At 58.1% G+C, this 14,662-nt stretch carries 13 protein-coding genes and 2 pseudogenes; 4 read left to right on the top strand and 11 right to left on the bottom strand.

Going from position 1 to position 14,662, the window contains the following annotated elements; translation table 11 throughout:
* Positions 1 to 9: 9 nt before the first annotated feature.
* From AC3I0A_RS08290 to AC3I0A_RS08255, 8 genes and pseudogenes are all read right to left on the bottom strand, one after another.
* On the bottom strand, positions 10 to 3,258 hold the full coding sequence (locus tag AC3I0A_RS08290) for an ATP-binding protein (protein WP_489377197.1): 3,249 nt from the start codon (positions 3,256 to 3,258) through the stop codon (positions 10 to 12).
* Positions 3,259 to 3,885: a response regulator gene (locus AC3I0A_RS08285; RefSeq protein WP_489378451.1), complete on the bottom strand. Its 627-nt coding sequence runs from the start codon at positions 3,883 to 3,885 to the stop codon at positions 3,259 to 3,261. It lies immediately after the preceding gene.
* Positions 3,886 to 4,077: 192 nt separating this feature from the next.
* Positions 4,078 to 4,272: pseudogene (locus AC3I0A_RS08280) on the bottom strand (response regulator); the annotation flags it as partial.
* Between the two features lie 180 nt (positions 4,273 to 4,452).
* Positions 4,453 to 4,653 (bottom strand): annotated as a pseudogene (locus AC3I0A_RS08275) (hypothetical protein); the annotation flags it as partial.
* A 48-nt stretch (positions 4,654 to 4,701) separates the two neighbouring features.
* Complete coding sequence (locus tag AC3I0A_RS08270; protein WP_489377196.1) at positions 4,702 to 5,874, bottom strand: MFS transporter; 1,173 nt, start codon at positions 5,872 to 5,874, stop codon at positions 4,702 to 4,704.
* A gap of 220 nt (positions 5,875 to 6,094) precedes the next feature.
* Positions 6,095 to 6,520, bottom strand: a complete 426-nt coding sequence (locus AC3I0A_RS08265; RefSeq protein ID WP_489377195.1) for a glycine zipper domain-containing protein — start codon at positions 6,518 to 6,520, stop codon at positions 6,095 to 6,097.
* A gap of 231 nt (positions 6,521 to 6,751) precedes the next feature.
* Positions 6,752 to 8,416, bottom strand: a complete 1,665-nt coding sequence (locus AC3I0A_RS08260) for an electron transfer flavoprotein-ubiquinone oxidoreductase (protein WP_489377194.1) — start codon at positions 8,414 to 8,416, stop codon at positions 6,752 to 6,754.
* Positions 8,417 to 8,667: 251 nt separating this feature from the next.
* Positions 8,668 to 8,952, bottom strand: coding sequence for a hypothetical protein (locus AC3I0A_RS08255; RefSeq protein ID WP_489377193.1), 285 nt, complete (start codon positions 8,950 to 8,952; stop codon positions 8,668 to 8,670).
* Between AC3I0A_RS08255 and AC3I0A_RS08250 the strand changes: the two genes are divergently transcribed.
* Both AC3I0A_RS08250 and AC3I0A_RS08245 read left to right on the top strand, forming a co-directional pair.
* Complete coding sequence (locus tag AC3I0A_RS08250) at positions 8,951 to 9,700, top strand: electron transfer flavoprotein subunit beta/FixA family protein (RefSeq protein ID WP_489377192.1); 750 nt, start codon at positions 8,951 to 8,953, stop codon at positions 9,698 to 9,700. The genes AC3I0A_RS08255 and AC3I0A_RS08250 overlap by 2 nt on opposite strands.
* Positions 9,701 to 9,702: 2 nt before the next feature.
* Positions 9,703 to 10,632: an electron transfer flavoprotein subunit alpha/FixB family protein gene (locus AC3I0A_RS08245; protein ID WP_489377191.1), complete on the top strand. Its 930-nt coding sequence runs from the start codon at positions 9,703 to 9,705 to the stop codon at positions 10,630 to 10,632.
* A gap of 207 nt (positions 10,633 to 10,839) precedes the next feature.
* On the opposite strand, the gene AC3I0A_RS08240 is transcribed toward AC3I0A_RS08245, so the two are convergent.
* Together AC3I0A_RS08240 and earP are read right to left on the bottom strand one after the other, a co-directional pair.
* Positions 10,840 to 11,412 (bottom strand): elongation factor P, encoded by a 573-nt coding sequence (locus AC3I0A_RS08240; RefSeq protein ID WP_419117214.1) that lies wholly within the window; start codon positions 11,410 to 11,412, stop codon positions 10,840 to 10,842.
* A 48-nt stretch (positions 11,413 to 11,460) separates the two neighbouring features.
* Positions 11,461 to 12,594: an elongation factor P maturation arginine rhamnosyltransferase EarP gene (gene earP, locus AC3I0A_RS08235; RefSeq protein ID WP_489377190.1), complete on the bottom strand. Its 1,134-nt coding sequence runs from the start codon at positions 12,592 to 12,594 to the stop codon at positions 11,461 to 11,463.
* A 129-nt stretch (positions 12,595 to 12,723) separates the two neighbouring features.
* Here earP and AC3I0A_RS08230 point away from each other — a divergent pair, with 129 nt between their 5' ends.
* Complete coding sequence (locus tag AC3I0A_RS08230; protein ID WP_489377189.1) at positions 12,724 to 13,116, top strand: hypothetical protein; 393 nt, start codon at positions 12,724 to 12,726, stop codon at positions 13,114 to 13,116.
* Positions 13,117 to 13,118: 2 nt separating this feature from the next.
* Complete coding sequence (locus tag AC3I0A_RS08225) at positions 13,119 to 13,601, top strand: GreA/GreB family elongation factor (protein WP_489377188.1); 483 nt, start codon at positions 13,119 to 13,121, stop codon at positions 13,599 to 13,601.
* A 13-nt stretch (positions 13,602 to 13,614) separates the two neighbouring features.
* On the opposite strand, the gene cysB is transcribed toward AC3I0A_RS08225, so the two are convergent.
* The gene (gene cysB, locus AC3I0A_RS08220; RefSeq protein WP_489377187.1) at positions 13,615 to 14,589 is read right to left on the bottom strand and encodes an HTH-type transcriptional regulator CysB; all 975 of its coding nucleotides are present in this window, start codon (positions 14,587 to 14,589) and stop codon (positions 13,615 to 13,617) included.
* Positions 14,590 to 14,662: the final 73 nt, after the last annotated feature.

Below are 14,662 nucleotides of genomic sequence, written 5' to 3'. Positions count from 1 at the left end.
ATCGCTCACTCAGTGCTGACCCAGATACCGGGTCAGGCGCTCCATGGCCTGTTGTAGGGCCGCGACCGCGTGCGTCAGTGCGGCGGCATCGCTCGCACCAAGGGCCGCCTCCAGACGTTCGCAACACAGGATCAAGCGGTGCGCCTTGACGATCCGGGCGCCGCCCTTGATCCGGTGCGCCAGTTCCATGAGGCCATCATGGTCGCGGTCAATGTCAAAATCCTGCAACCGGGCCAGGTCTTTTTCATTGCTGGAGGCCAGTTCACGCAACAAATCGTTGATCAGCGTCCGGTCTGCGCCGACCCATTGCTCCAGACCGCTCAGGTCAATCTCAGCGCAGGTTGGCTCCGTGTTCTCTTCAAGCACTATCGACGTCGCGCCTGGAGTCCTGGATGCCAGTCGGGCGCTCAGGTCACGCAGACTGATAGGTTTGAACAGACAGTCATCCATCCCCGCCGCCCTGCAACGAACCTGCTCCTCGCGCTGGGCATTAGCGGTAAAACCGAGGATCAAGCAGGCCTCAAGGCCCTTGGCCTGCTCTTCATCGCGAATGGCGCCGGCCAATTCGTAACCGTTCATGATCGGCATATTGCAATCGGTGATGACCACGTCGAACGGACGATTGCGCCACAACTCAAGGCCCTGTTCACCGTCCTTGGCCTCCAGTGTGCAGTGGCCCAAATAGCTCAATTGCCGGGACAGCAACAGACGATTGGCCGGGTAGTCGTCAACCACCAAAATATTCAGCGATTCAGTGGGCAACTGCTCGGCGGTGGCAGCTGGTGTCGGTTCAGCCACCGCCTGCAAAACCAGCACCTGCAACGTGACCTCGATCTGCGTCCCCTGGCCCGGAACACTGCTCAGCCGCAATTGGCCACCCATCATTTCACACAGCGAACGGCTGATGACCAACCCCAGACCCGATCCGCTATGCGCTGACTGAGCGCAGTTACCCGCCTGAGTGAACGGGCTGAACAAGCGCTGCTGATCCTGGACGCTGATACCGATGCCGGTGTCCTCGACCCGCAGGCGAATAGCCAAATGCCCTTGGTGAGTGCCAGGTTCGGCCTGCATCGTCAAGCGCACTTCACCTTCGCGGGTGAACTTGATGGCATTGCTCAGCAGGTTGGAAATGATCTGCTTGAAGCGCAGCGGATCGATCAGTACCTCAGGGTCACTCTTGAGGTCCAGATCCAGCACCAATCGCAAGTGCTTGTCTCGCGCCAGGCCTTCGAAGACCCTCGCGACAGACTCAACCAGCGCTCGTATAGGGGTCCGCTCGGGGGTCAAGGAAAGATGCCCCGACTCAATCCGGGCGATGTCCAGAATGTCGCCGATCAAGCCCAGCAAATCACCCGCCGCGGTAGACGCGACCTCAATCGCAAAACGGTCGGCGACACCCTGCTCGGCTTTTTTCATCGCCAGTTCGAGCATGCCGATCAGCGCGCTCATCGGCGTACGGATTTCATGGCTCATGGTCGCCAGAAAGGTGGTCTTGGCCCGATTGGCGTCGTCAGCGGCATCCTTGGCTTGCTGCAGTTGCAGTAGCAGTTGCTGACGCTTGCGGATCAGACTTCGCTGATAAGCGATCCAGCCCAACGCCAGCAATAGCAATCCCGCAGCGGACGCAAAACCCTTGATGATCACTGCACGATAGCGTAGCCAGTAGCTGTCCTCCACCGCCGGCTCATTGCGCCAGCGGTTGGTCAACTCATCCAGTTCTTCCGGCGGGATGCTCAACAAGGCTTTGTTCAAAATCGAATACAACTCGAGGGAACCGCGGTTGGTGGCGAAGGTAATACGCGCCGGTTCCGGGCCCACGGTACTGGTGATATGTAAACGGTCGCGGTATCGCCGGGAAATCATGTAACGCGCACTGATCAATGAGACCAGTGCAGCATCGGCCTGTCCATCGGCGAGCATTTCCATCGCCTGAGCCTGGTTATCCACATCAATGAAGCGGATGTCGGGAGCCGCTGCAAAAACAAATTCACGCAAGCCTTTGCCGCGAACAAGCGCCAGGCGCTTGCCAGCCATATCATCCAGTGTATTGGGACTTGCGGCGCGCGTGCTCGTGACCAACACAAACGGGCTAAGCAGATAGGGACGAGTGAAACGCAACTCGGCCTCGCGCTCGGTGCTAGGCGTAATAACCGCCAGCAGGTCAGCCGTGCCGTCTTTCACTTTCTCGATTTGCCGGTTCAACGAGCTGCCTCGCAGCACGTCGAACTTCAACCCGGTACGCAGGCTGATCCGGGCCAGAACTTGCGCGCTGAGCCCGCGAAACTCACCCTTTTCATCGAAAAATGAAAGCGGTACAAAGTCATCGATCATCGCTACTTTCAGCCGCGGATTTTGCTCCAGCCAGCGTTGTTCGCTGACGCTGAAGTGCAACCCTTGCTGACTGGCGAAGCTCGCGCTACCGGAGCTCCAGCGACGCAGGATGGTCATGCGTTCGCCGACCGGGATCGCCTCCAGGGCCGCGTCGACAACCCGCCGCAAGCGCAGGTTGTCGCGATCCATGGCGAAGGCAAACGGGTTCATCTCCATTCGGGAGAAGTCCGCCAGCTGGACATTGTTCAGGTAGTTGTTGTTGATCAGATAATTGGCGCTGATGGAGTCACCGAGGTACACATCCGCCTGACCAAACGCCACCGCACCGATGGCGCTCAATGTCGACGGATAAAGTTGCAGACTCGCGTGAGGATAGAAGTCGCGAACCGCCTGAGGCGGTAGGTAGTGATTGAGCATGGCCACGCGCTTGTCTGCAAGGTCGGTCGGCAAGTCGCTGCTGGCGCCAGTACGGGTGACCAGGGTCGGCAAGTCGTCGGCGTAAGCCCCGGACATGGCTAACTCAGGGTCGGCGGCTTCAAAACCGTTGGCCGTACCTAACAGATCCAGCTCCCCGCGTTTCAGTGCGCCAATCACCGCCTCACGAGACTCATAGCGCCGCACCTCGATCCTGATGTTCAGCAACTGAGCGAGCAAATCCGCGTAGTCCGCGGTAATCCCTTCGAAATCGTGGTCATTGAGGGTCAGATCGAACGGCGCATAGTCCGGCGCCGAGGTGCCCAGCCGTAAAGTGCCCCTCTCCCGCAGCCAGCGCCAGTGCGCCTCATCCAGCTTGACGCGATAATCCTGAACCGTAGAGCGGCCCAGCAGATGCAAGGCTTGTGGCTCGGCGCCAGCACCCGTCGAAAGAAACAGCGAGCCGAAAAGCATCAAGGCTGTCAGGCCTTTGCGCAGCGATGTGTTCATTCAGATCACACGATTACGAATGGCCAAATCCCTCAAATGGACCGCCGACGTCACCTTGAGCTTTTCGATCAAGCGGGTTTTATAGGTGCTGACGGTTTTGTGGCTCAAGATCATCGATTTGGCAATTTCCTTGTTAGTCCAACCTTGGGCGAGTGCTTGAAAAATCGTCAGTTCCCGGTCGGACAATTTCTCGATCAGCTGCATTTCCGTGTACTGGAGATGGTCCGGATTCACCGAACTGGAAGGCAAACGGGGGAAATAGGTATAACCGGACCTCAGCGCACTGATCGCTTTGCTCAACTCCTCCAGATCATTGGCTTTTGAAACGTAACCCGAGGCGCCGCTTCTCATGCAACGGGTGCAATAGAAAACCGCTTCGTACGACGTGTACACCAGTATCCGGCATGGCGACTCCAGGTCCTTGAGCCGGTTCAAGACTTCCAGTCCATCCAGTCCGGGCATGTCGATATCCAGCACGATGAGCTCGGGTTGATGTGCGCGGGCCATCTGCACAGCCTCAACGCCATTGCAGGCCTCCAGAATCGTGTGGAATTTTTCCTTCTGCAGCACCATCCTGACCGCGGCTCGAATGACCGGATGATCATCCACAACCAGAACTCTATTCATGAGAATTCCTACAAAAACAGCCCACCGCCCGGTATCTGCGGCGCAACTGCGAGGGAGCGCATCGCCGCTGCGCTTGCGCGAATACTCTCGCACGCTAACGCGGGCTCAGCTACCTGTCAGAAATGACAGTTCAGACGAACGGTAACCTTGAAACCTGCAAATCCAGGTGCGGGGGAACTACTCGAGGTCGACTCCGACAGTCAGTGACGTACTGATCATCACCAGATCGAACGGCTCGCTGTCGTACTCCACCAGGGTTAAAAGCTCTTCAATGGAATGCACCGGGGCGATGCGGAAATACCCCAACTGATTCAACATCCGCTCGATTTTCATTCGATGGAAATGCTGCTCGTCGGCAATCAAAATGCGTAACGCTTTATTCGACATCTTTGGCAACCCTGACAATGACGTTCCAACAGGCTTGCGCCTGCCGGCTTTCGTAAGGGCAGCAGGCTATGCGAGACACCGCCGTTTTCATGTAGGACTTTTCTGTAAAAAACCCACCATTTCCTTACACTCGACCAGAGAGTCCGGATCATCAGGCGCACCTTTTTTATTGCCAGCCAAAACCACGAACCCGCCGGACTGGAACAAGGTTTGATGATCCGGCGTAGTTGCATCGAAGACGTACCACATCAAGGCGAAGGTCAGGATGTCGAAGATCGAGCTGATCGATCCGAAGAACAGCATGAAGCGCCCGACATCACCCGGCTGCCAGCGTTGTGGTTTTTTCAGCATGTCCTCATCGACGTTATCGAACGGGATGGCGCGCAACAGAAACACCGCGCCCTTGGCCAGGGGTACAAGTGTCAATAGTCAATCCAGGCGTTGAAAGCTCTGTATTGCCGCCCCCAACACCACGACACCCGCCGCCAGCGCAACCCAGAACCCGCTGCGGGCGTCGAAGGCATCCACCAGCCAGCCCGAACTGGCCGCGCCGATCGCCACGCCGATGCTCAACCCGGTGACCAGCCAGGTCAGGCCTTCGGTGAGCCTGGCCGGCGGCACAAGGTTCTCTACCAACGCCATGGCCACGATCAAGGTCGGGGAAAAGAACAATCCCGCCACAAACACCGCCATCGACAGGCCGAAGATGTCACCGGCCAGCAGCAGCGGCAGCGTGGTCACCGCTGTCGCCACCCCGCCATACAGAAACAGTCGCGGCAGCGGGATATCCAGTTTCAACGCACCAAAGGCCAGCCCCGCCAGACACGAACCGATGGCATACATCGACAGCACAATGCTCGCCGCCGCGGGGTGACCCTCTTGCTGAGCAAAGGCCACGCTGACCACATCGACCACACCGACAATCGTGCCCAGGGCAACCATCAGCACCATCAGCAGACGAATCGCCCCCGAGCGAATGATCGAGCCACGCTCATGATGCTCATGGGGATGCACCGGCGGCTCGGTCCCACGCTGCAAGACAAACGCCGTCACGCCGACCGCCAGCATCAGCAACGCCGCCAGCGGGCCGGCCTCGGGAAACGCGACGACGCACAAGCCCACCGACAACGGCGGGCCAATGATGAAACACACTTCATCGAGCACCGACTCCAGCGCATACGCCGTTTGCAGCTGCGGCTCGCCGCGATACAACTCGGTCCAGCGTGCCCGGGTCATCGCCGACATGCTCGGCATGCAACCGGCCAGCGCGGCGAATACAAACAACGTCCAATGCGGCGCTTGCAGCCGAGTGCAGAGCAACACCATCAACAACGCCCCGCCACCAATCAACGCAGAAATCGGCAGCACCCGCCCCTGGCCATAGCGATCGACCATCCGCGAAACCTGCGGCGCGCAGATTGCCGTGGCCAAGGCAAACGTCGCCGCCACCGCACCCGCCAGGCTGTAGCCGCCTTGCAACTGCGCGAGCATGGTGATCAGGCCGATACCGGTCATCGAGATCGGCATCCGCGCAATCATCCCCGCCAGCACAAAGGCTCTGGCGCCGGGGGCGTTGAATAATTCGCGATAGGGGTTTGCCATCGGGTTCCAGCCTCATCAGGGCCTGCAACTTGCCACAAAGCCGGGTTGAGGTGAAAGCATTGATCAGGTGTCCCGAGCAACCCTTGTAGGAGCGGGCTTGCCCGCGAAGACGTCTGCATGAACAACCCGAAATCCTGATCGAGGCATCGACGCTTGCTTTACTTTCGACACGAAAAAGCCCGGCACTGAGCCGGGCTTTTTCACGCCAACCGATAAAAAATCAGTCGTGTTTGTATTTGTTCTTGTGCTTGTGCCCGTGCCGCTTGCCACCTGAATGACTATCGCGGCCATCGTTGGCCAGGTTGCTACCCACGGCACCACCCGCTGCGCCGCCAAGACCGGCGCCGATGGTAGAACCGGTCGAACCACCCAGTTTGTTACCCACGACCGAACCTGCCGCCGAGCCGATACCACCACCAATGGCAGCTTCAGTCCTGCTGCCCTTGCGAGCTCCGACAGCACTGCCCGCAGCACCACCAACACCCGCGCCAACTGCCGCACCGGTGCTGCCGCCCATTTGTCCGCCGATCACATTCCCTAGCGCACCACCAAGACCGCCACCCACCGCAGCGGTGCCATCACCGGCGGCCATCGCGCCTTGTGCGACCAAAAGCCCAACAAACAAAGCGGGCAATGTTAAACGCATGATGTAGTCCTCAAAATGCTGAATATCGGGAGGTAACGTATTTGGATGAGAGCACGTCAAGCCTTGGGATCTGCTAAGCCTGCTGGCTGTAAGGGTTGGACATCCATTAACGAAAGAGTTTCACCCAGGATCGAGAGAAGACGAGATTTATATCCCGCCCAATTCCCGGTACTTGGTGAGTTCCCATAAAAAAGCCCCCCGTCAGGGAGGCTCGATATCGGACTACCCGACTTACATGTTTGGATAGGTCGGACCGCCAGCGCCTTCCGGCGCAACCCAGGTGATGTTCTGCGCAGGGTCCTTGATGTCACAGGTCTTGCAGTGCACGCAGTTCTGGGCGTTGATCTGGAAGCGCTTCTCGCCGTCTTCCTTGGTGATCACTTCATACACGCCAGCCGGGCAGTAGCGCTGAGCAGGCTCATCGTACAGCGGCAGGTTTTTGCCGATCGGGATGCCCGCGTCGGTCAGCTTCAGGTGGCACGGCTGTTCTTCTTCATGGTTGGTACCCGAGATGAACACCGAGCTGAGTTTGTCGAAGCTGATTTTGCCGTCGGGTTTCGGGTAGTCGATCTTCTTGCAGTCGGCCGCCAGCTTCAGGCAGGCGTAATCCGGCTTGGTGTCGTGCAGGGTAAACGGCAGCTTGCCGCCGAAGATATTCTGATCGAGCCAGTTGAAACCGCCGCCAACGATAGCGCCGAACTTGTGGATCGCCGGGCCGAAGTTACGGCTGGCGAACAGTTCTTCGTAGAGCCAGCTGGCTTTGAACGAATCAACATAGGTGTTCAGTTCATCAGCGCCTTCGGAGCCGGCGAACAGCGCGTCAGCCACGGCATCGGCGGCGAGCATGCCGGACTTCATGGCGGTGTGGCTGCCTTTGATCTTGGCGAAGTTCAGGGTGCCGAGATCGCAACCGATCAGCGCGCCGCCCTTGAAGACCATTTTCGGCAGTGAGTTCAAACCGCCTTTGCTGATGGCGCGGGCGCCGTAGCTGATGCGCTTGCCGCCTTCCAGGTATTGCTTGAGCACCGGGTGGTGCTTGAGGCGCTGGAATTCGTCGAACGGCGACAGGTAAGTGTTGCTGTAGGACAGGTCGACGATCAAACCGACGACCACCTGGTTGTTTTCCAGGTGATAGAGGAAAGAACCACCGGTGTTCTCGGTACCCATGATATCCAGCGGCCAGCCGGCGGTGTGGACCACCAGACCTGGTTGATGTTTGGCCGGGTCGATTTCCCAGATTTCTTTCAGGCCGATGCCGTAGTGCTGAGCGTCGGCGTCGCTGTCGAGGTTGAAGCGCTTGATCAGTTGCTTGCCGATGTGGCCACGGCAACCTTCGGCGAACAACGTGTATTTGCCACGCAGTTCCATGCCGGGGGTGTACAGGCCTTCTTTCGGTTTGCCTTCGCGGTCGACGCCCAGATCACCGGTGATGATCCCGCGGACCACGCCGTTCTCGTCGAACAGCGCCTCTTGAGCCGCGAAGCCCGGGTAGATTTCCACGCCCAGGTTCTCGGCCTGCTGGGCCAGCCAGCGGCACAGGTTGCCCAGGGAGATGATGTAGTTGCCTTCGTTGTGCATGGTCTTGGGCACAAAGAGGTCAGGAATCTTCTGCGCGCTGTCGGCGTTCTTGAGAACGAAAATGTCATCGCGAGTGACCGGCGTGTTCAGCGGCGCGCCGAGTTCTTTCCAGTCCGGGAACAATTCGTTCAGGGCGCGTGGTTCGAACACGGCACCGGAGAGGATGTGAGCACCGACTTCGGAGCCTTTTTCGACCACGCAGACGCTGATTTCCTTACCGGCTTCGGCGGCCTTTTGCTTCAGTCGGCAGGCGGCAGACAGGCCAGCGGGGCCGGCACCGACGATGACCACGTCGAATTCCATGTATTCGCGTTCCACAGGCTATCTCCTACTCAGGGCTCAACAGTTTTTTCTAATTGGAGGTTTTATGTCGCATCCGTTATTTCCTTCGCGCATGCGCGGAGGAGACAATGGGTGATCCACCTTTCTCTCTAGGCGGCGCATTATATCTACACCACTCTCAGCGTCCAATACAAACGTTTGTTTGAATTTGCTGGAAGCCAGATAAATCAAAGCAGCGCGGCTTATAACTGACCATTTTGCCGTATTGACCGGAATAGGCGTTCCGGTCAATATACGGGCGGTTTTGCGCTCGCCGTAGGCTGACTGTTGGTTTCAAGAGCACCTCTAAAGACAGGGCGAAGGCAGTACAAGGTGACGCGTTGCGCAGGTTTGGCGCAAAGTTTACACGCCGCGATAAAGAATGACTTGTCGGTCATCACTGACGAACGGTCATCTGTTATTCCTTTGTAGTAAGCGCCGGCGTTTTTAGAGGTGCCCTTGCGCCCATGAGCATCAATCGCCAGGTTCGCCTGGGCGACTTTCTTTTCACCGGAGAGTAACGAGGAATCCATGAAGGTTCTTGTAGCTGTCAAACGAGTGGTCGACTATAACGTCAAGGTTCGCGTCAAAGCGGACAACTCCGGCGTCGACCTCGCTAACGTCAAGATGTCGATGAACCCTTTCTGCGAAATCGCAGTGGAAGAAGCCGTACGCCTGAAAGAGAAAGGTGTTGCGACTGAAATCGTCGTCGTCTCCATCGGTCCGACCACTGCTCAAGAGCAGCTGCGTACCGCCCTGGCGCTGGGTGCCGATCGGGCCATCCTCGTCGAATCTGCTGATGAATTGAACTCCCTGGCCGTGGCCAAGCTGCTCAAGGCGGTGGTCGACAAGGAACAGCCACAGCTGGTGATCCTTGGCAAACAGGCCATCGACAGCGACAACAACCAGACTGGCCAGATGCTGGCTGCACTGACCGGCTACGGTCAGGGCACCTTCGCTTCGAAAGTCGAAGTCAGTGGCGACAAGGTTGCCGTGACCCGCGAAATCGACGGCGGCGCGCAGACTGTTTCCCTGAAACTGCCGGCCATCGTCACCACCGACCTGCGTTTGAACGAGCCGCGTTATGCGTCCCTGCCAAACATCATGAAAGCCAAGAAGAAGCCTCTCGAAGTGCTGACTCCGGACGCTTTGGGCGTTTCCACCGCCTCCACCACCAAGACCCTGAAAGTCGAAGCGCCGGCTGCACGCAGCGCGGGTATCAAGGTCAAGTCGGTGGCTGAACTGGTCGAGAAACTGAAAAACGAAGCGAAGGTAATCTAATCATGACTATCTTGGTAATCGCTGAACACGACAACAAAGTGCTGGCCCCGGCCACGCTGAACACTGTGGCTGCTGCCGCCAAAATCGGTGGTGACATCCACGTTCTGGTTGCCGGTCAAGGCGTTGGCGCTGTGGCTGAAGCCGCTGCGAAAATCGCTGGCGTGAGTAAAGTACTGTCTGCTGACAATGCTGCTTACGCGCATCAACTGCCGGAAAACGTTGCTCCTCTGGTTGCCGAGTTGGGTAAGGGCTACAGCCACATCCTGGCTGCCGCGACCTCCAACGGCAAAAACATCCTGCCGCGCGTTGCTGCTGCGCTGGACGTTGACCAGATCTCCGAGATCATCTCGGTTCAAAGCGCTGACACCTTCAAGCGTCCGATCTATGCCGGTAACGCTATCGCTACCGTGCAATCTTCGGCGGCCGTGAAAGTGATCACCGTGCGTGCTACCGGTTTCGACCCGGTTGCAGCTGTTGGCGGTTCGGCGGCTGTTGAAGCCGTCGCTGCTGCTCACGACGCGGGCACTTCCAGCTTCGTCGGCGAAGAACTGGCCAAGTCCGATCGTCCGGAACTGACCGCTGCCAAGATCGTCATTTCCGGCGGCCGTGGCATGCAGAACGGCGACAACTTCAAACACCTGTACGCCCTGGCCGACAAGCTGGGCGCTGCTGTCGGCGCTTCCCGCGCCGCGGTCGACGCAGGCTTCGTACCGAACGACATGCAGGTCGGTCAGACCGGCAAGATCGTCGCGCCACAGCTGTACATCGCCGTCGGTATCTCCGGCGCGATCCAGCATCTGGCCGGTATGAAAGACTCCAAGGTGATCGTTGCGATCAACAAGGACGAAGAAGCGCCGATCTTCCAGGTGGCTGATTACGGCCTGGTGGCGGACTTGTTCGAAGCTATCCCCGAGTTTGAAAAGCTGGTCTGACTCGGCTGCGGGTCGCGTAAAGAGGCCAGCTTCCTGGCCTCAATACCTCGCTGCTCAGGAAGCTGAAAAATCCGGAATCCGCTAAGGACTCCGGATTTTTTTTGCCCGTCACTCGCATAAAAAATGCCCATATCTTGCGATATGGGCATTTTTTTAACCGCCCGGCAATCTGCCGTGGTCGGTTTACACACGCAGTTTAAGCCTGGCTTAAACCTTTGCGCGGCCCTTGTAGGAGCCACCTTCACGGGTGTCGATCTCGATCCAGTCGCCGATTTCAACGAAATCTGCAACGCTCAGCTCGGTACCGTTTTTCAGTTTGGCAGGCTTCATCACCTTGCCCGAAGTGTCGCCGCGAGCGGAACCTTCGGTGTAGTCGACCTGACGCACGATAGTGGTCGGCAGTTCAACGGAAACCAGACGCTCTTCGAAGAAGATCGCTTCGCAAACATCGGTCATGCCTTCTTCGACGAATGGCAGAACAGCTTCGATGTCTTCGGCGTTCAGCTCGTACATGGTGTAGTCAGTGGTGTCCATGAACGTGTAGGTGTCGCCGCTGATGAAGGACAGGGTCGCTTCTTTGCGGTCGAGGATTACGTCGTCCAGTTTGTCATCGGCGCTGTAAACGATTTCGGTCTTGTAACCGGTCAGCAGGTTTTTCAGCTTGGTCTTCATGATTGCGCTGTTACGACCGGACTTGGTGAATTCAGCTTTCTGAACCAACCAAGGGTCGTTTTCGAGCTTGATGACAGTACCGGGTTTCAGCTCTTTACCAGTTTTCATTACGAATATCCGAATTTGGATGGGATTTACAAAAATCTAGGCCGCGTATCATATCCAATTTAGGTAAAACTGCACCAGCGTCACAGCAAGATCCGGCTGCAAGGCTTGTTCCAGACACCACGCCTCGGCGTGTTCGGTGAGTTCAGGCCAGTGTTTCTGTACCGCGAGCCAATGATCGGGCATTTTATCCCCGGCATTCCAGGCCTGCCACAGACCGTTGACCGCCTCTTTGGCAGGCGGTGACAAGCCCTCGGTGTACAGCGCCAGAAACGCGTCGAGCTTGTCCAGGTGAATATCTTCTTCCTGCTGATAAATATGCCAAAGCAGTGGCCGCCCCGCCCATTGCGCGCGTACGAAAGAGTCTTCGCCACGGACCGCATTGAAATCGCAGCACCACAGCAGACGATCGTAATCGTCCTGTCGGACGAACGGCAGCACCTGCACCGTCAAGGCATCGCGTACCTGAACCGCACCCGCCGACAATCCCTCGACACCCAGCCAGCGCCCCACGTCGCCGAGGATCCGCCCCTCGGGCACCAGTAAATGGCTGGGTGTCGAGTCAGCGGCCATGACATCGAGCCAACTGGCCAGCCCCGCATTTTCATAGGCGAACAACGAAATCAACCGCGCACCCGTTGCCGGAGCGACGCCGAGGTTCTGCAAGAAGTCCCGCCGGGCCTGCGGGTCTTGCTGAAACCGGCGGCGCCGTTCCAGCAACCCGGCCTCACGCAGCAAGCCGCCCGTACCAGGCCGAAACCCCGGAAAGAAGAAGTACTTCTGCACATGCTTGTACTTCACCGACGGCAGGCCATGACAACCGATAATCCAGTCCTCGGCGCTCAAGTAGTCGAGGTTGATCCACAACGGGGTTTGCTCGCGCGCAACCATTGCGTCCATGTAGGCGGTCGGTAACTGGCAGGCAAACGCTGCGATCACTACATCGGCGGCGGCCGTCGCTGGCCATTGCGCGGACCAGTGGCACACCTCGACCCCCTGCTGCCACTGCTGAGCGGCATTGACGTCGATTTCCGGACACAGGCGTTCAAAGGCCCGCAGGTCATCGACCCATAACCGCACCACGCACTGATGCTCGGCCACCAATTGCCGGGCCAGGCGCCACGTCACGCCGATGTCGCCGTAGTTATCGACGACCGTGCAAAAAATATCCCAGCTGACTTTCATTCCGGGCTCCGTTTGGCAAAAGCGCCGATTGTCCGCATAAATGCTCCCGCACAGAAGAGGGCGAAGCCGATTAATCTGTATGCGACAATCGCCTCCTGCCCGATCGACACCGCCTGCCAGGAAGCCGCCATGCCCTATCGTCCACGCCCGCGCCGTTCAATGCTCATCAGTATTAATCCGTTGCAGCTGACTGGCAGTATCGCTCTGGGTCTGTGGCTGGGCTTCATGGCGATCGCATTGACCTGGTGGCTGGCTTCACGCTTTCTGTTGGGCCCGCAGCTGCCGGTGACCGAGGCGGTTCAGTACCTCGCGAAACCACACGCTGCCGAACCGGGCGCACCCAACCGTATGTTCGAGCAATACCAGGAAAACCTGCGCAAGAATGAGCAGCAGCAAAGCCTGGACAATGCCCGCAGCAATCTGCGTAATCAGTCCAACCCCAAATGCCAGTTCTGGCTGCAACAAGACCAGACAGCCCCCAGTGACAAGAGCCGGGCCAATGTCCTGCAATTTTGCGATTGACCATGAATAAACACGCCGTCCACCAGCTGATCCTCGAAAAGCTCAAGGTCGATCTCGATATCGCCCAACGTGCCGCGCAAACCGCCTACGAAACCGCGACCCACGAAGAAAACATCGCCGAGAACAAATACGACACCCTGGGCCTTGAGGCCTCCTATCTGGCGGCTGGACAGGCCAGGCGCGTGGAAGAAATCCGCCAGGCACTGGTACTTTGCCAAAACCTGATTCTGCGCCCATATGACGAGCAGCAAGGCATCCAGATCGGCACGCTGCTGGGTCTTGAAGACGACAACGGCCATCAGCAATGGCTGTTTTTGGGGCCGGATGCGGCCGGACTGAAGGTTTATCTGGTGGGACAACTGATCACCGTCATCACCCCTCGCTCACCGCTGGGCAAAAGCCTGTTGGGCAAGTTCGAGGGTGATGAGGTCGAAATCAATGTGGCGGGAACCCGGCAACAGTTTGCTGTCACCGAGGTGAAGTGAGTCGGTTCGGGTCTTAGTGAACCGGTAACTCGACGCCGTCGAACAGCTCTTCCAGTTCCTGCTTGTTGTGGCACTGGATGGCTTTGGCCATGATTTCGCGGGTCAGATGCGGGGCGAACTTTTCGATGAAGTCGCACATGAAACCACGCAGGAACGTGCCACGGCGGAAACCGATCTTGGTCACGCTGGACTCGAACAGTTCGCTGGCATCGAGCACCACCAGGTCGCTGTCGAGCTTGGTGTCGACTGCCATTTTGGCGACGATGCCCACGCCCAGACCGAGACGTACATAGGTCTTGATCACGTCGGCGTCGGCGGCGGTAAACACCACTTTCGGGGTCAGGCCGCGATGGCTGAAGGCTTCGTCGAGCTTCGAGCGACCGGTGAAACCGAACACGTAGGTGACGATCGGGTACTCAGCCAGAGCTTCCAGGGTCAGCCTCGGCAGCTTGGTCAGCGGGTGCCCCTGAGGAACGACCACGCAACGGTTCCAGCGATAGCACGGCATCATCACCAGGTCACCGAACAGCTCCAGCGCTTCGGTGGCGATGGCAAAATCCACGGTGCCGTCGGCGGCCATTTCGGCGATCTGCATCGGCGAGCCCTGATGCATGTGCAAGGCGACGTCCGGGTATTGCTTGATGAAGCTGCTGATGACCGGCGGCAACGCATAACGTGCCTGGGTGTGCGTGGTGGCAATCGACAGTGTGCCTTTTTTCTCGTTGGAGAATTCCTGGGCGATCTGCTTGATGCTCTCGACCTTGCGCAGGATCTCGCCAGCCGTGGTGATGATGCGCTCACCGGCCGGAGTGACTCGCGTCAGGTGCTTGCCGCTGCGCGCGAAAACCTCGACACCCAACTCGTCCTCGAGCAGGCGGATCTGTTTACTGATACCCGGTTGCGAGGTGTAAAGGCTTTGAGCCGTAGCGGAAACGTTGAGGTCGTGGTGCGCCACTTCCCAGATGTAGCGCAATTGTTGAAGCTTCATATGTATCCCTCAAAGCAGATAGACGCCACGGGCATCAGCGACGGTATATAACTATATTAATGGTTTGAAGAAT

This window comes from Pseudomonas sp. KH_024_B2, from assembly GCF_057839965.1.
Note: the sequence above shows the minus strand (reverse complement) of the source record. Positions and strands in the feature narration are given on the sequence as shown.

What these genes read in the sequence shown, in the direction of transcription:
- AC3I0A_RS08285 (WP_489378451.1), bottom strand. Translation starts at nt 3,885, where the DNA reads ATGAATAGAGTTCTGGTTGTGGATGATCATCCGGTCATTCGAGCCGCG.
- cysB (WP_489377187.1), bottom strand. Translation starts at nt 14,589, where the DNA reads ATGAAGCTTCAACAATTGCGCTACATCTGGGAAGTGGCGCACCACGAC.
- AC3I0A_RS08240 (WP_419117214.1), bottom strand. Translation starts at nt 11,412, where the DNA reads ATGAAAACTGGTAAAGAGCTGAAACCCGGTACTGTCATCAAGCTCGAA.
- AC3I0A_RS08250 (WP_489377192.1), top strand. Translation starts at nt 8,951, where the DNA reads ATGAAGGTTCTTGTAGCTGTCAAACGAGTGGTCGACTATAACGTCAAG.
- AC3I0A_RS08255 (WP_489377193.1), bottom strand. Translation starts at nt 8,952, where the DNA reads ATGGATTCCTCGTTACTCTCCGGTGAAAAGAAAGTCGCCCAGGCGAAC.
- earP (WP_489377190.1), bottom strand. Translation starts at nt 12,594, where the DNA reads ATGAAAGTCAGCTGGGATATTTTTTGCACGGTCGTCGATAACTACGGC.
- AC3I0A_RS08230 (WP_489377189.1), top strand. Translation starts at nt 12,724, where the DNA reads ATGCCCTATCGTCCACGCCCGCGCCGTTCAATGCTCATCAGTATTAAT.
- AC3I0A_RS08270 (WP_489377196.1), bottom strand. Translation starts at nt 5,874, where the DNA reads ATGGCAAACCCCTATCGCGAATTATTCAACGCCCCCGGCGCCAGAGCC.
- AC3I0A_RS08225 (WP_489377188.1), top strand. Translation starts at nt 13,119, where the DNA reads ATGAATAAACACGCCGTCCACCAGCTGATCCTCGAAAAGCTCAAGGTC.
- AC3I0A_RS08265 (WP_489377195.1), bottom strand. Translation starts at nt 6,520, where the DNA reads ATGCGTTTAACATTGCCCGCTTTGTTTGTTGGGCTTTTGGTCGCACAA.
- AC3I0A_RS08245 (WP_489377191.1), top strand. Translation starts at nt 9,703, where the DNA reads ATGACTATCTTGGTAATCGCTGAACACGACAACAAAGTGCTGGCCCCG.
- AC3I0A_RS08290 (WP_489377197.1), bottom strand. Translation starts at nt 3,258, where the DNA reads ATGAACACATCGCTGCGCAAAGGCCTGACAGCCTTGATGCTTTTCGGC.